Origin of the sequence: Streptomyces brasiliensis, from assembly GCF_014647875.1 — a bacterium.
Lineage (GTDB): Bacteria > Actinomycetota > Actinomycetes > Streptomycetales > Streptomycetaceae > Streptomyces > Streptomyces brasiliensis.
Genome location: NZ_BMQA01000039.1, coordinates 1 through 14,531 on the forward strand (window position 1 = coordinate 1; position 14,531 = coordinate 14,531).

General features: G+C 70.8%; 15 protein-coding genes. 7 read left to right on the forward strand and 8 right to left on the reverse strand.

Features of this window, described 5'->3' with window-relative positions; all coding sequences use genetic code 11:
* Positions 1-56: 56 nt before the first annotated feature.
* The 4 genes from IEZ19_RS35780 to IEZ19_RS35795 are packed head-to-tail and all read right to left on the reverse strand — an operon-like array spanning position 57 to position 4,051.
* Positions 57-872, reverse strand: coding sequence for an ABC transporter permease (locus IEZ19_RS35780; protein WP_189315554.1), 816 nt, complete (start codon positions 870-872; stop codon positions 57-59).
* 11 nt (positions 873-883) lie between these two features.
* The gene (locus IEZ19_RS35785) at positions 884-1,783 is read right to left on the reverse strand and encodes an ABC transporter permease (protein WP_189315555.1); all 900 of its coding nucleotides are present in this window, start codon (positions 1,781-1,783) and stop codon (positions 884-886) included.
* Between the two features lie 3 nt (positions 1,784-1,786).
* Positions 1,787-2,983, reverse strand: a complete 1,197-nt coding sequence (locus IEZ19_RS35790) for an ABC transporter substrate-binding protein (RefSeq protein WP_308429044.1) — start codon at positions 2,981-2,983, stop codon at positions 1,787-1,789.
* A gap of 27 nt (positions 2,984-3,010) precedes the next feature.
* On the reverse strand, positions 3,011-4,051 hold the full coding sequence (locus tag IEZ19_RS35795; protein WP_189315557.1) for an ABC transporter ATP-binding protein: 1,041 nt from the start codon (positions 4,049-4,051) through the stop codon (positions 3,011-3,013).
* A 95-nt stretch (positions 4,052-4,146) separates the two neighbouring features.
* On the opposite strand from IEZ19_RS35795, the gene IEZ19_RS35800 reads away from it, so the two are divergent.
* The gene (locus IEZ19_RS35800) at positions 4,147-4,902 is read left to right on the forward strand and encodes a FadR/GntR family transcriptional regulator (RefSeq protein ID WP_189315558.1); all 756 of its coding nucleotides are present in this window, start codon (positions 4,147-4,149) and stop codon (positions 4,900-4,902) included.
* A gap of 38 nt (positions 4,903-4,940) precedes the next feature.
* Positions 4,941-5,759 (forward strand): cache domain-containing protein, encoded by an 819-nt coding sequence (locus tag IEZ19_RS35805; RefSeq protein ID WP_189315559.1) that lies wholly within the window; start codon positions 4,941-4,943, stop codon positions 5,757-5,759.
* 74 nt (positions 5,760-5,833) lie between these two features.
* Here IEZ19_RS35805 and IEZ19_RS35810 read toward each other — a convergent pair whose 3' ends face one another.
* Positions 5,834-6,505: an MmyB family transcriptional regulator gene (locus tag IEZ19_RS35810; RefSeq protein ID WP_189315560.1), complete on the reverse strand. Its 672-nt coding sequence runs from the start codon at positions 6,503-6,505 to the stop codon at positions 5,834-5,836.
* Positions 6,506-6,745: 240 nt separating this feature from the next.
* Here IEZ19_RS35810 and IEZ19_RS35815 point away from each other — a divergent pair, with 240 nt between their 5' ends.
* Together IEZ19_RS35815 and IEZ19_RS35820 are read left to right on the forward strand one after the other, a co-directional pair.
* A complete protein-coding gene (locus IEZ19_RS35815) occupies positions 6,746-7,408 on the forward strand; it encodes a helix-turn-helix domain-containing protein (protein ID WP_189315561.1) in 663 nt (220 codons plus the stop codon).
* Between the two features lie 14 nt (positions 7,409-7,422).
* The gene (locus tag IEZ19_RS35820) at positions 7,423-7,974 is read left to right on the forward strand and encodes a toxin-antitoxin system, toxin component (protein WP_189315562.1); all 552 of its coding nucleotides are present in this window, start codon (positions 7,423-7,425) and stop codon (positions 7,972-7,974) included.
* Between the two features lie 9 nt (positions 7,975-7,983).
* On the opposite strand, the gene IEZ19_RS35825 is transcribed toward IEZ19_RS35820, so the two are convergent.
* Positions 7,984-8,982 carry an alpha/beta fold hydrolase gene (locus tag IEZ19_RS35825; protein WP_189315563.1) on the reverse strand — a complete coding sequence of 333 codons (999 nt, stop codon included), beginning with the start codon at positions 8,980-8,982 and terminating at the stop codon, positions 7,984-7,986.
* Between the two features lie 257 nt (positions 8,983-9,239).
* Between IEZ19_RS35825 and IEZ19_RS35830 the strand changes: the two genes are divergently transcribed.
* Positions 9,240-9,467: a hypothetical protein gene (locus tag IEZ19_RS35830; protein ID WP_189315564.1), complete on the forward strand. Its 228-nt coding sequence runs from the start codon at positions 9,240-9,242 to the stop codon at positions 9,465-9,467.
* Positions 9,468-9,555: 88 nt separating this feature from the next.
* On the opposite strand, the gene IEZ19_RS35835 is transcribed toward IEZ19_RS35830, so the two are convergent.
* Positions 9,556-10,233 (reverse strand): 4'-phosphopantetheinyl transferase family protein, encoded by a 678-nt coding sequence (locus tag IEZ19_RS35835; RefSeq protein WP_189315565.1) that lies wholly within the window; start codon positions 10,231-10,233, stop codon positions 9,556-9,558.
* Positions 10,181-11,089 (reverse strand): metallophosphoesterase family protein, encoded by a 909-nt coding sequence (locus tag IEZ19_RS35840; RefSeq protein ID WP_189315566.1) that lies wholly within the window; start codon positions 11,087-11,089, stop codon positions 10,181-10,183. The genes IEZ19_RS35835 and IEZ19_RS35840 overlap by 53 nt, the downstream gene beginning before the upstream one ends.
* 458 nt (positions 11,090-11,547) lie before the next feature.
* Between IEZ19_RS35840 and IEZ19_RS35845 the strand changes: the two genes are divergently transcribed.
* Both IEZ19_RS35845 and IEZ19_RS35850 read left to right on the forward strand, forming a co-directional pair.
* Positions 11,548-12,687, forward strand: a complete 1,140-nt coding sequence (locus tag IEZ19_RS35845; RefSeq protein WP_189315567.1) for an ATP-grasp domain-containing protein — start codon at positions 11,548-11,550, stop codon at positions 12,685-12,687.
* 153 nt (positions 12,688-12,840) lie between these two features.
* A complete protein-coding gene (locus tag IEZ19_RS35850) occupies positions 12,841-14,526 on the forward strand; it encodes a carbohydrate binding domain-containing protein (RefSeq protein ID WP_189315568.1) in 1,686 nt (561 codons plus the stop codon).
* Positions 14,527-14,531 lie beyond the last annotated feature (5 nt).

The window sequence follows — 14,531 nt, forward strand, 5'->3', positions numbered from 1 at the left end:
ATGCGGCCAACCCGCACCAACCCCCGAACCCCACCACCGGACCTAACAAAGCCCTACTAGATCCTGCTCTCCGTCGCCGTGTCCGCCGACAGCCGTTGTGCGACGTAGATCGGGATCACCGACAACAACACGAGCACCGCCGCCACCACATTCACCACCGGCGCCTGCTGCGGCCGGGTCATGTTGTTGAAGATCCAGATGGGGAGTGTCTCGACGCCGGGGCCGGCCGTGAACGTCGTCACCACGATCTCGTCGAAGGACAGCGCGAAGGCGAGCAGTCCGCCCGCCAGCAGAGCCGAGCGCACCAGCGGGAAGGTGACGTCGGCGAAGGCCCGGAAGGTGTTGGCGCCGAGGTCCATCGCGGCCTCCTCGTACGAGCCGGAGGTGCGGCGCAGCCGGGCGACGACGTTGTTGAAGACGATCACGATGCAGAAGGTCGCGTGTCCGACGATCACGGTGAACAGGCCGAGCCCCACACCGAGCGGCTCGAGGACCGTGCCGAACGCCGAGTTGAGGGCGATGCCGGTGACGATGCCGGGCAGCGCGATCGGCAGGACGACCACGAAGGAGACGGTGTCCCGGCCGAAGAACCGGTTCCGGGCCACCGCGAACGCGATGAGCGTGCCCAGCACCAGCGCGACGACCGTGGCGCCGAGGCCCGCCTTCACCGACACCCAAAGGGCGTTGCGTGCACCGGAGTTGTCCCAGGCCACCGACCACCAGTGCAGGGTGAGTCCGGGCGGTGGCCAGCTCGCGCTGCGGTCCGGGTTCAGGGAGTTGACCACGACCAGCAGCAGCGGCACGTAGATCACGGCGAAGCCGAACCCGGCGGCGATGCGCAGCGCGACGCGCGCGGAACGGGAGAGTTGCACGGCCGGCTCCTCTAGAGGCTGCTCAGGGCGCCCGTGCGGCGCATCGCCAGCAGGTACAGCACGATCACGACGACCGGGACCGTGCCGAGCGCGGCGGCCATGGGCAGGTTGAGTTCGATGTTGGAGTAGACGAGGTTGCCGATCAGCTGGGTCTTGCCGCCGACGATCTGCACGGTGATGTAGTCGCCGAGGCTCAGCGAGAAGGTGAAGATCGATCCGGCGGCGAGGGACGGCAGCACCATCGGCACGACCACGGAGCGGAAGGTGCGTCCGGGCCTCGCGCCCAAGTCGGCGGACGCGTCGAGGAGGTGGGCGGGCAGCTGCCCCAGCGCGGTGTGCACCGGCAGGATCATGTACGGCAGCCAGAGGTACGTCAGGGTCAGCACGGCCGCCGGGAGACCGAACCCGGGGCCGCCGATCCCGAACGGCTCCAGCATCCAGTCGGCGAGCCCGCCCTGGGACAGGATCAGCCGCCAGGCGTACACCTTGACCAGGTAACTCGCCCACAGCGGGGTGAGGATGGCGACGACGAGCAGCGGGCGCCATCTCGGCCGGGCGACGCGCGCGGTGTAGAAGGCGACCGGAAAGGCGATCACCGCGCACAGCGCCGTCACCGCGAGGGCGACACCGACGCTGCGCAGGATCACCTGCCGGTAGACCGGAGTCGTGAACAGCGCCTGGAAGTTGTCGGTCGACCAGACCTTCACCACCTCGGAGGTGAAGGAGTTCGTCGTCCAGAACGCGGAGACGAACAGCACGGTCAGCGAGCCGAGATAGAGCACGGCCAGCCACAGCAGCGGGGCGGTGAGCAGCAGGGCGAGCCGGAGCCGGGGGCGGCGGTGCAGAAACCCGGCGAGCCGCCGGACGACGCCCTCGGGGCGCCGTCCGGCGGTCTGCGCGACGACGGTCATCGGTCAGCCCTTGATCTCGGTCCAGGCCTGGACCCACTTGGCGTACGGCACGCACTTGACGTCGGTACGGCCGTCCAGGCACTGCTCGATGGGCGTGTTCCAGAAGGCGACGTTCTTCCAGTAGGCGGTGTCGCCCGCGTGGTAGGTGGTGCAGAAGCTCTTGTCGCTGGTCATGTCGCAGGCCTTGGCGTTGGCGGGTGCCTCGCCGAAGTACTCGGCGACCTGCGCGTTGACCTTCGGCGAGACGATCCAGTCGAGCCACTTGTAGGCGCAGTTGGGGTGCTTGGCCTTGGCGGAGACCATCCAGGTGTCGGACCAGCCGGTCGAACCCTCCTCGGGCACGAAGGCCTTGACCTTGGCACCCTCGTCGGTGGCCAGGTTGGCGATGACCTGCCAGGTGGTGCCGACGACGGAGTCGCCGCTCTTGAAGGCGGAGACCTCCTTGAGGTAGTCGCCCCAGTACTCGCCGACATCGGCGTTCTGCTTCTTCAGCAGGGCCACGGCGGCGTCGAACTGCTTCTGGTCCAGGGCGTAGGGGTCCTTGATGCCCAACTCGGGCTTCGTGGCCTTGAGATAGAGCGCGGCGTCGGCGATGTAGATCGGCGAGTCGTACGCGGTCACATGGCCCTTGTACCGGGCGGCGTCGTCGAAGACCGCGGCCCAGGACGTCGGGGCGGGCGTGACCTTCTGGGTGTTGTACATCAGCAGGTTGGCGCCGCGGCCGTGCGGGATGCCGTACGCCTTGCCCTTGACGGAGTTCCAGGCCTGCATCTTCAGGTCGGGGAAGACGTCCTTGTAGTTCGGCACGAGGTCGGTGTTGACGGGGGCCGCGTCGCCGGAGGCGATGAGGCGCAGGGAGGCGTCGCCGGACGCCGAGACTGCGTCGTACTCCCCGGTCTTCATCAGCTTCACCATCTCGTCGGAGCTGGCGGCGACCTTGGGGTTGACCTGACAGCCGGTCTGCTTCTCGAAGTCGCTGACCCAGTCGACCTTGGGGTCGTTGGAACCGTCCTCGACATATCCGGCCCAGGCGATGAGGTTGACCGCGCCCTCGGTCTTGCCGAGCTTCGTGGGGGCCTTGATGTCGGGGGGGTTGAGTCCGGTGGCGGCGTCGCCGCCCGAGTCGGAGGAGCCGCAGGCGGTGGCGGCGAGGAGCAGCGCGGCGGCGGCCGCTACCTGGAGGGTTCGGGTGAGGCGCACGACGTTCTCCATACGGGATGAGGGGGGTCAGCGGGCGGCGTCGGGGACCTGGACCGTGTGCCTGCGGTGCCACTGGAGACGGACCCGGGTACCGCGGTAGGCAGCGACGTCCTCGGCGGAGGTCTCCAGGTTCTGCTGGAGTGCGGTGAGCCGGCCGCCGGCGTCGAGGTCGACCAGGAAGCGGGTCGAGTCGCCCAGGTAGACGACCTCGGCGACGGTGCCCGTGGCGGTGGCGTGCTCGGGTTCGTCCGCGGTGGCGGACTCCTTGAGCACGCGGATCTTCTCGGGGCGGACGCTGTAGGTGCCCGGGGCGCCGACGACGCGCTGGGCGGACTCGCCGGTGAGCAGGTTGGAGGTGCCGACGAACGACGCGACGAAGGAGGTCGCGGGGCGTTCGTAGATCTCGGCCGGGGTGCCGACCTGTTCGATGCGGCCCTGCTGGAAGACGGCGATGCGGTCGCTCATCGTCAGGGCCTCCTCCTGGTCGTGGGTGACGAACACGAAGGTGATGCCCACCTCCCGCTGGAGCGCCTTGAGTTCGACCTGCATCTGCTCGCGCAGCTTGAGGTCGAGGGCGCCGAGCGGTTCGTCGAGGAGCAGCACACGCGGGCGCCCGACGAGGGCACGGGCGAGGGCGACACGCTGGCGCTGGCCGCCGGAGAGCTGGGCGGGGCGCCGCTTGCCGTAGCCCTCCAGCCGCACCTCGGCGAGCGCTTTGCGGGCGCGGACGAGGCGTTCGGCCTTGGGTACCTTGCGGACCTTGAGGGCGTAGGCGACGTTCTGCTCGACCGTCATGTGCGGGAAGAGGGCGTAGTCCTGGAAGACGGTGTGCACATCACGCTCGAACGGGGCGAGGCCCGTGACCTCCTGTCCGGCGAGCTCGATCCGGCCCTCGGTGGGGGTCTCGAAGCCGGCGATCAGCCGCAGGACGGTGGTCTTGCCCGAGCCGGACGGGCCGAGCATCGAGAAGAACTCGCCGTCGCGGATCTCCAGGTCGACCCCGGCGACCGCGGCCGTCTCCCCGAACGACTTCCGCAGGCCCTCCAGCCGGATCGCACTTCCCTCCATCTAGGGGAACCTTTCTGGCGTTCTTGAAGGTTGAACGGAAAGATATGAAGTCATAGTTCAAAGCTCAAGTCCCCCTCGGGGTAAAGCTTGAGTCAATGCGCAAGGTGGTGGCCGTGAAGCAACCGACCGACGGCGGGGCCCGCAGGGCCGTCTTCGCCCCCGTCGACAACCGGGCGCGCGTCGAGGCGGTCGTGCGCCGGCTCGGTGACGCCATAGAACTCGGGCTGCTCGCCGACGGGGAGCAGCTGCCCGGGGAGAGCGAACTGGCCGGGCAGCTGGGCGTGTCCACGGTGACCCTGCGGGAGGCGCTGATGGCGCTGCGCCAGCAGGGTCTGGTCACCACCCGCCGGGGCCGCGGCGGCGGCAGTTTCGTCTCCCTGCCCGAGATCCCCGGCGAGGAGCGGCTGCGGACCCGGCTGCGCGGCTGGAGCACGGAGGAGCTGCGCGACCTCGGCGACCACTGGGCCGCCCTGTCGGGTACGGCGGCCCTGCTCGCGGCGCAGCGCACGGAGCCGGAAGATCTCATCCAACTGCGGTGTACGGCAGAGGAATTGGACCTCGCGGCGGACGCGGCCGCGCGCAGCCGGGTGTACGGCCGCTTCCATGTGGAGCTGGCGGCAGCGGCGCAGTCGGCCCGGCTCACCCGGGAGCAGGTCGCGCTGCAGACGGAAGTGGGAGCGCTGCTGTGCCTGTTGCTCGGGGACGACGAATATCGTGAAGAAGTCGCAGAGCGTCATCGGTCCGTAATCTCGGCCGTGCAGGATGGGGCCCACGAATCGGCCCGCACGCAGGGCGAGCGGTGCGTCCGGGAGTCGACGGCGCGGCTCATCGCGCTGCGTCTGACCCTGTAGGCCGCGGCCGTCCGGGCCCCCGTCCGCTGGAGTGCGCCATGAGCAGGAGCCCCGGTCTCGTCGGCGCGGTGACCACGACGCTCGACGTGACCGCCGAGGAACGCGTCGCGGCGCAGATCGGGCGCTGGCTGGAGGCGGTGTTCCACGCGGTCGCGCAGACCCGCGCCGACACGGCGGCCCTGCTCGCCCGGGTGGCCGAGGAGCGGCGCCGGCCGGCGACCGTCGACCTCGCCGGACTCCGGCCCGGACTGCACGCCCGGCTCGCGCGCGAGGAGTTGGTCTCCGGGGTCGGCTTCGTGGCCGTGCCGGGACTGCTGGCGGACGTGCCGGCCTGGCTGGAGTGGTGGCAGACGAACGCCGAGGGTGACGTACGGCCGCTGGCGCCCGACCTCGATCCGGACCGGTCGGCGTACTCGGACTACACGCACTGGGATTGGTTCGCGCTGCCCCGTGACACCGGCCGGCGGGCCGTGGCCGGGCCGTACGTCGACTATCTCTGCTCCGAGGAGTACAGCCTCACCCTGTCCGCGCCGGTGCGGGTGGCGGGCCGGTTCGCGGGGGTGGCCGCGGCGGACGTGTATCTACGGCACTTCGAGGCGGCTGCGCTGCCCCTGCTGCGCGAACTCCCGGGCCCCGCACACCTGGTGAACGCGCGCGGCAGGGTGGCGGCCTCCGCGGACCCCGCGCATCTCGCGGGCTCGCTCACCAGGGGCCCGGACTTCGCGGCCGTACTGGAGCACGGGCGGGTGGAGACCTTCGAGGGGGTGCGCCTGGTGCCCTGCCGGGGCGTGCCCTTGGTGCTGGTGGTCCCGGCGACGACCGCGGGCACGGTGGCCCGCGCGACGAGCGCCCGGTGAGGAGTGCGGGGCTGGTGCCGCCCGCGGTGGGCCCGCCCGGCGCCGTCGGCGACCTGAACGCCGGCGGTGCCGGGTCAGGCCTCCGCGGTCGGCACGATGGTCAGATGGCCGGCCGAGCCGGACGTACGGCGCGGGTGGCGCGCGGTCGCCGCGGGGCGGCGAGAGTCGCGCAGGACGAGCGTGAGCCGGGTGTAGCCCATGTCCTGAAGGGTCTTGGGGGTCTCGCCCACGATGCGGCAGTCCGTCGCGCCCCAGCGCGGATCGGGGTGCAGCAGCCGCCGGACCGCTCCGTCGTGCTCCGCCGCCGCCTCGCCGACCACGCGGATCCAGTGCGGCAGGCCCTGACGGTACGCCGCCTCCATGATCGGGTCCTGGGCGATCTCCCGGCGGATCGCCTGGAGCCCGTGTTCGTGCCCGAACCGCTCCACGGCGGCCTTGAAGTGGGCCAGCATCGGCAGGCACCAGCTCGCCTCGTGGTCCGCGAGCACCGAGCCCGCGTCCGGGTGGAACAGCACGAACCGGAGGAAGTTGTCACCGGGCATGGCCGTGGGATGCGGGCCGACACCGCGGAAAAGTGTCTCGAACGCGCTGTTGGCGAGCACCACGTCCCAACTGTGGTCCACCACGAGGGACGGGAACGGCACGGCTTCGAGCAGCGTCGCGTAGTCCTGGAGGTACGCCTGGGCCTCGAGCCCCTCGGGGACGGGCCGCGGCGCCGGCCACTGTCCACCTGCCTGATGTGCCATCGGGAGGTCACCCCTCTTGCCTATGCGGCCTTCACGCGGCCCTGTGATCCTCCTGCCCAGGCAAGAGCCGTGTCAACTATCGTGGCATTTCATGCCTGTTGACGGCTGAAATTGGCCACAGTTGTGGCGAGACCTGGATGTGAGTTCGAGGCACCCGCTACTCTCCGGGACGTTCACGGCAATCGCTTGTGAAGACGCTGAGAGCCCCCTGAAGTCATGAGAGACGTAGGAGTTCTGTCGGTGACGGATGGCTACGAGGATCCGGGCGCCACGGCGACCGCCCAGCTGCCGGCCGTCGCCGCCCGTGTCACCGCGCTCGCCGACCGGCTCGGGGTGCCGCTCACCGAGGTCTTCGACGTGACACGGCTCTCGGTCGCGAGCGGCGTCCCCGAACCCGTGGTCAGGGCCCTGCTGAGCGGGCGGCCCGCGGGCGAACCCGATGTCCAGGCCCGCTTCCTGCAGCGCCTCGACCTGCTGCGCCGTACCCGGCTCAAGCCGAACGGCCGCAAGCACACCCAGCAGGAGATCGCCGACGGCGCGGGCATGTCCCGGCAGCAGGCCGGCGCGCTCATCAACGGCGACCGCCGGCCCACCATGGAGCACTGCGACGCCCTGCAGCGCTTCTTCCGCGTCCACGCGGGCTTCCTGACCGCCGAGGACCCCGAGGCCCTCTCGGGTGCGCTCCAACGCACAGAGCAGGACCTGCTGCAGAGGCTCGCCGACCGTGAGCGCGCCGCGGACCGGGCGGCCGAGGCCGCGGATCCGCTGGAGCGGCTGCTGCAGGACCACGGCGTCCGCGGCATCGCCTGGCGGGCCGCGCAGCTGCCCACCGACCAGCACCGGGACAAGGTCGCGGAGTGGCTCGACATGCTCCTGGAGAGCGTCAAGCGGCCCGAGTCGTGAACCGGGGGAGAACGGTGGGCATCGGCAGGGACATGCGACGGCTGAGCGGCGAGCTGGTCGGGGAGTTGACACTGCCCGCGCCGGCCCGTCCGCACGACCTGTACACCGCGCTGTGCGACGGGATGAGCCGGCGCCGTGGCCGCCCGGTCCACGTCCGCGCGGCCACGTTCCCGCCCGGGACGGCCAGCGGGCTGTGGCTGGACATGGCCGACCGGGACCTCATCGTGGTCGAGGAACGCACCGCGCCCGACCACCAGTTGGTGATCCTCGGCCATGAGCTGTGGCACATGAAGTCCGACCACAGCGGCCGCCACGTGGAAGGTGTCGCGGTCGCCACCCGGCTGCTCGACGAGGACCCGGACCAGGCGGCCCTCCAGGCGGCGGTCCGCAAGGTCGCCGCACGCACGCACTTCGACCTGGCCGAGGAGCGCGAGGCTGAGACCTTCGGCCTGCTCCTGGCCAGCAAGTGCCGTACCTGGCTAGCGGGTTCGGCGCTGCGCGGCCCGGTGCAGCGGGACCATCTGGCGGGACGCATCGAGGCGTCACTGGGCTATCTCGGCCCCTGACGGACGTCCTCACGTCGCGCTGCGCTCGCTCGCCTCTCTCAGCTCGCTCTCGTGCTCCTGCCCGAGCAGGAGTTCACGCCAGCGGTCGCGGCTCCAGTCGGCGGGGGGCGTGGTGGACGTGAACTCCTCGACCAGGGCCAGGAAGCGGGCCGGGTCGGTGTGGAAGGGGAAGTGCCCAGCGCCCTCGAAGATCTCCAGGCGGCTGCCGGGCATGGCCTCGTGGGCGCCGTACGCGTGCCGCACCGGCACCACACTGTCGCGGTCGCCCCACAGCAGCATGGTCGGCATGCCCTCGGTGAGGTAGCAGCGGTCGAGCATCGTCACCACCTGGCCACGCCAGTCGACCACCGCGCGTAGGGAGCGGATGAAGGCGTTGCGGGAGGTCTCGTCCGGCAGGGCGTCGACGAGGGTGAGCAGTTCGGAGGCATCCTGGCCAAGGTCCGTGTCGAGCAGGTGCATCAGGTGTGCCCAGAGGCCGACTTGGAGGCGCGCGCCGGGCAGCCGGAGCGCGGCGAGCAGCAGATCGGCGCCCGGCAGCGACACCAGGCGCAGCACCGGGTTGACCTCGCGGCCGACGCCGCCCACGCTGACCAGGATGAGCCGTTCGGTGCGGTCCGGGAACTGGTAGGCGAACTGCATCGCCACTCCCCCGCCCAGCGAGTGCCCGACCAGCGTCGCGGACTCGATGCCGAGCGTGGTGAGCAGGTCCCGCACGCCGTTGGCGTACGCGGCCACGGAGTAATCGGCCCGTGGCTTGTCGGAGGCGCCGTGGCCGAGCAGGTCGGGGGCGATCACAGTGTGGGTCCGGGCCAGGTCGGGGATGACGTCGGCCCAGGTCGCCGAGGAGTCCCCGATGCCGTGGATGAGGACCAGGGCCGGACCCTCGCCGGCCATGCGGAAGGCGCGTCGGTAGCCGTGCACGACGCGGTACCGCAGTGCGAGTTCCGATGCGCCGACCACGCGCAGCCGTGCTGCGCGGGCCGGGGTGCGTCCCGGGACGTCGACCACGCCTGAGCCTCCCGTTCCAGGGCGGCCCGGGCGGCCGCCCTGCGTTGTCTCCAGAGTAGGACGGGATTCCCCCACGGGATTTCGGGGAGGTTTCGCCTCCGCTGATCGGACGTACGTCGCCCCACGGTCCCTCGCGGCAGCGGCGGAGGGAGGGCGTTGTCAGTGGCGGCAGGCAAGCTGGGAGTGCGCCGCCGTTTCGGGTGGCGTACGCGCCGCACGGGCGCGGGACCGTGAAGCCGACCGGGGAGAGCCGACCGATGCCCACCGCCGTACTGACCGACCGCGAGCGCACCGCCGTCCAGGCCTATCTGCGGCTGCTGCATACGGTGCGCGCCGCCTTCGACGGCCCACCGGACGGCCGCCGCCCCGTCGTCGTCCCGCCCGCGGTTCTCGCCGAGGCGGAGGAGGCATTGACCCGGGCGGGGGTGAAGGGCAACGAGGAGGCCTTCTTCCGGCTGCTGCAGACGTGGGGCGCCGAGCCCTGACCGACCGCCGCCGTCAGGAGTGCGGTACGACGACGGCGGTGCCGGCCGCCGCCAACCGTGCGGCGCAGAATCCTGGCCGATCCGCCCGTCAGGCGTGCGGCACCACGACGGCGGTGGTCACGACGCCGCGCCGGACGCTCCACCGTCCCTCGAACGACTGCAGCCGATGGCCGCCCACCCGGGGACCGGGGACGAGGAGTCCGGCGCTGAGCCGGCCGTGCGGGCTCCCCTCGGGGTCGGGGAGGACCTCGATGTCGGCCTCCGCGAAGTCCAGCCACTTGCCGGTGAGCGGGAACCACGCCTTGTAGACGGATTCCTTGGCGCTGAACAGGATCCGGTCCCAGTGGACGGCGGGGTGGTCCGCGGCGAGCCCGCGCAGCCGCTCGGCCTCCGTGGGCAGGAAGACGAAGGAGGCGACGTCGTCCGGGAGCGGGCTGTGCGGTTCGGCGTCGATGCCCAGGGAGGCGAGGTCGGTGGCGCGGGCCAGGGCGGCGGCGCAGTAGTCGTCACTGTGGGTCATGCTGCCGACCAGTCCGGCCGGCCAGACCGGCGCACCGCTCGCTCCGGTGACGACGGCCTGCGGGGGCACACCGAGCTTGTCCATGGCGCGACGCGCACAGGCGCGTACGGCCGAGAACTCGCGGCGGCGCTTGGCCACCGCGCGGGTCATCAGTGCCTCTTCCTCGGGGTAGAGCGGGGCGTCCCGGACCTCGTCACCGTGTGCTTCCACGGCCACGACCGAGTCCGGGAGCAGCTCCTCGATCACCGGATCCGACCTCCATCGGCAGTACGCGACGCAGCCGGCCCGGAGGCTCCGGACGCTTGCGCCACTCGCGGGGGTACCCCACTGAGACCTCTTCGAAGCGGACGCCGTCGAGCCAGGTGGTCCGGGGGATGTGGAGATGACCATAGACCATGGTGTCCACGCGGAACCTGCGGTGCCAGTCGGCGGTGAGCGCGGTGCCGCACCACATCGCGAACTCGGGGTACCAGAGGATGTCGGTCGGGTGCCGGTGCAGCGGGTAGTGGTTGATCAGCACGGTGGGCAGGTCGTCCGGCAGCCCGGCGAGCCGGCGCTGCGTCTCCTCGACCCTCGCGTGGCACCACGCCTCACGGGTCGGGTAGGGGTCGGGGTGCAGCAGGTACTCGTCGTTGCACACGATGCCCGTGCCGTGGGCGTAGGCGAGCCCCTCCTCCTTGGTGTCGCAGCCGGCGGGCAGGAACGAGTAGTCGTACAGCAGGAACAGCGGCGCGACGGCGACGGGGCCGCCGGGGCCGTCCCAGACGGGATACGGGTCCTCGGGCGTGGTCACGCCCAGCTCGCGGCACATCGCGACGAGGTGCTCGTAGCGGGGGACGCCTCGGAGGGTGACCGAGTCCTTGGGGTGGGTCCACAGGTCATGGTTGCCGGGGACCCACAGCACTCTGCGAAAGTGCCTGGTCAGCGTCTCGAGCGCCCATCTGATGTCGGCCACGGTCTCGGCGACGTCACCGGCCACGACGAGCCAGTCGGCGTCGGTCTCGGGCCGCAGCCGCTCGACGAGCGTGCGGTTCTCGGCGTACGCGATGTGCAGGTCGCTGATGGCCAGCAACTGCGCGTCACCACCGGCCATCGACTCCACCCGTCATCCCTTCCGCCACGTCAATGGTCAACACGAGAACACATTCACACGCCCCGAACAAGGTGAAACCCGGCCGCCCGGAGGCAGGCACCGAGGAGGCGGGGCCAGGCGGAGCGCGACGACCCGAAATCATGGGACAGGTGAGACGGAGCCGTTCGGGTGACTGGGGGCTGCCGAGCGGGCCGGGCACCACGACGACCGTCGGCACTCCCACCACCTCACCCCGCCACCCCTACCCGTCGATCTTCACGTTCCCGGCACCCTCACCAGGTCGATGTACGCGATTCGGAAATCCGTAACATGCGCGTTGCACGCGGGGTCCTTCGAAAGCCGTATGATCACCCCAACACCACCGCCCCGAACCTCCCTTCGAGCAGGGCGGTTTGGTGTACCTCCAACCTCCCTGGCCGGGCCCGGCCCTGGTTTGCCGTGCCCGGAAACCCCGAAAGGTGGACTGCATGCACTCTCGCGTACGCGTCTGGCTCAACCGCACGTACGCGGAGAACGTGTTCTTCATGGATCAGCTGCGCAGAAATCCCAGTGATCGCGCGGTCGAGATCCATGCCACCCACGGCGACCCCGACTCCCCCGTGCTGGCCGCCGCCGACACCGCCGAGCCGGAGCCCGAGGACCTGTCCCCGGCCGCGTACGTCGAGTACGCCCTGGACCAGTGCGCCCGCCGCGGCATCGACGTGTTCGTGCCCCGTCTGCACCAGGCGGCGATCGTGGCGCACCGCGCCGAGTTCGAGGCCGCCGGTACGGTCCTGCTCGCGCCGACGCCGGAGGCGGTCGCCGTCTTCGAGGACAAGGCGACGGCCTACGAGGCGGTCCGCTCGGTCGGCGTTCCGGTGCCGCCCTGGTGGCGGGTTCGCACCGCGGCCGAACTCATCGCCGCCGTCGAGGAGTTGGAGGAGGCCGGGCACAAGGCCTGCTTCAAGCCCGCCGCCGGCGCCGGCGGCGTGGGCTTCCGTGTGATCACACGCGCCCCCTTCTCGCTCCTCCACCTCAACGGCTTCCCGGGTCCCCACGTCCAACTCGACCTGGTCGTGGACGCCCTGGAGCGCGCAGGCCACCCGGTCGACTGGCTGGTGATGCCGCGGCTGGAGCAGCCGGAGGTGTCCGTGGACTGCCTCACCGGCCCCGACAACCGCGTCCGCCTGGCCGTGGGCCGTACCAAGGACGGCCGCCGGCGCGGGTTCACCCTGCACGAGCAGTGGCTGGAGCCGGCCCGGCTGATCGCGGAGGGCTTCGGCCTGCACCACCTGTCGAACATCCAGTTCCGGATGTACGGCGACCGCCCCGTGCTGCTCGACGTCAACGCGCGTCCGGCAGGCGGTCTGCACCAGTTGTCGCTGTGCGGCGTCAACGCCCCTTGGGCAGCCGTGCAGTTGGCGCTCGGCGAGGACCCGGGCGAACTCGTGCCGCCCTTCCTGGGCCAGGACTACACGGTCGTCTCCGGGCCACGTCCGGTACGCCCGGTGTCGCTCCCGGCCCAGCGCGTCGAGGAGACCGAGCCGCTGCTGTCCGCCGTCCCCGCCCCCGGACGCACCGCGGAGGTCACGACGGAGGCCGGCGCCCCCGCCACCGCACCGGCTTAGACCACAACTCCACATCTCCGCACCGAAGTCCACCGGTCTGGACCAATCGTGGCTCACCCCCTTGACACCAACGATTGGTCCATACCAACTTGGTTGCGCACCTTCCGCACATCCCCGCACTCCCGAACACCCCCACTTCCCCAGGGAGATCGTGTGCGCAACACATTCCGTCGTTCCAGACGCAGGATCCTCGCCCTGCTCGGCTCCGCGGCCCTCGCGCTCGCCGGAGCCATCGCCCTGCCGGGCACGGCCCAGGCGGCCAACGTCCTGACCAACGCCGGCTTCGAGTCCGGCAGCCTCTCCCCCTGGAGCTGCACCGGCAACCTCGGCTCGGTCGTCTCCTCCCCCGTGCACACCGGCTCCAAGGCCCTGGCCGGTGCCGTGAGTTCGAGCGACAACGCCCAGTGCAGCCAGACCGTCTCCGTCCAGCCGAACACGACGTACGCGCTCACCGGCTGGGTGCGCGGCTCCTACGTCTACCTCGGCGTGGACGGCGGCGCGTCGACGTGGACGTCGTCCCCGTCGACGTACAGCCAGCTGAGTGTCTCCTTCACCACCGGTGCCTCGCAGACCAGCGCCAAGATCTACGTGCACGGCTGGTACGCGCAGGGCACCTACTACGCCGACGACATCAGCCTGGACGGCCCCGGCGGTGGTGGCGGCTCCGACACCCAGGCGCCGACCGCGCCCACGGGTCTGACGTCCACGGGCAAGACCTCCTCCAGCGTGTCGCTGTCGTGGAACGCCTCGTCGGACAACGTCGGCGTGACCGGTTACGACATCTACAGCGGCTCCAGCCAGGTGCTGACCGTCTCGGGTACGTCGGCCACGGTCAGCGGGCTGTCGCCGAGCACGGCCTACACCTTCAGCGTGAAGGCGCGGGACGCCGCCGGGAACACCTCCGCGGCCTCCAACTCCGTGACCGTGACTACGGACGCGGGCGGCGGTGGCGGCACCGGCTTCAAGCAGGCCGCTCCGTACCTGTACGAGGGCTGGGGCGACCCGCCGAGCCCGACGACCGTCATGAGCGCGACCGGCATCAAGTGGTTCACGATGGCGTTCGTGCTCGACTCCGGCGGCTGCACCCCGTCCTGGGACGGCCAGCGTCCGCTGACCGGCGGCGTCGACCAGACCGCCATCAACCAGATCCGTTCCGCGGGCGGCGACATCGTCCCGTCCTTCGGCGGCTGGCAGGGCAGCAAGCTCGGCGCCAACTGCTCCTCCGCGGGCGCGCTCGCCGGGGCCCTGCAGAAGGTGATCGCCGCCTACGGCCTCAAGGCGATCGACATGGACATCGAGAACACGGACGAGTTCGAGAACGAGGCCGTGCAGGCGAAGATCCTCACCGCGCTGAAGACGGTGAAGGCGAACAACCCCGGCCTGAAGACCATCGTCACCTTCGGCACCTCGACGACCGGCCCGACCTACTACGGCAACCGGCTCATCGAGCAGGCGCAGTCACTCGGCGCGAACATCGACGTCTTCACGATCATGCCGTTCGACTTCGGCGGCGGCTCCGACATGTACGGCAACACGGTGAACGCCACCGAGGGCCTGAAGAACAAGCTCAAGTCGACCTTCGGCTGGGACGACGCGACGGCGTACTCCCACATCGGCATCTCCGGCATGAACGGCCTGTCGGATCAGCAGGAGACCACCACCACGGCGATCTGGACCCAGATCCGTGACTGGGCGAACGCGCACCACCTCGCCCGGCTCGCGTTCTGGTCCGTCAACCGTGACCGCCCGTGCCCGGGCGGCGGCGTGGCCGAGAACTGCTCCGGCATCAGCCAGAACAACTGGCAGTTCACCTCGATCACGGCCGGCTTCACCGGCTGAGCCGT

What these genes read in the sequence shown, in the direction of transcription:
- IEZ19_RS35805 (WP_189315559.1), top strand. Translation starts at nt 4,941, where the DNA reads ATGAGCAGGAGCCCCGGTCTCGTCGGCGCGGTGACCACGACGCTCGAC.
- IEZ19_RS35845 (WP_189315567.1), top strand. Translation starts at nt 11,548, where the DNA reads ATGCACTCTCGCGTACGCGTCTGGCTCAACCGCACGTACGCGGAGAAC.
- IEZ19_RS35795 (WP_189315557.1), bottom strand. Translation starts at nt 4,051, where the DNA reads ATGGAGGGAAGTGCGATCCGGCTGGAGGGCCTGCGGAAGTCGTTCGGG.
- IEZ19_RS35800 (WP_189315558.1), top strand. Translation starts at nt 4,147, where the DNA reads ATGCGCAAGGTGGTGGCCGTGAAGCAACCGACCGACGGCGGGGCCCGC.
- IEZ19_RS35785 (WP_189315555.1), bottom strand. Translation starts at nt 1,783, where the DNA reads ATGACCGTCGTCGCGCAGACCGCCGGACGGCGCCCCGAGGGCGTCGTC.
- IEZ19_RS35830 (WP_189315564.1), top strand. Translation starts at nt 9,240, where the DNA reads ATGCCCACCGCCGTACTGACCGACCGCGAGCGCACCGCCGTCCAGGCC.
- IEZ19_RS35810 (WP_189315560.1), bottom strand. Translation starts at nt 6,505, where the DNA reads ATGGCACATCAGGCAGGTGGACAGTGGCCGGCGCCGCGGCCCGTCCCC.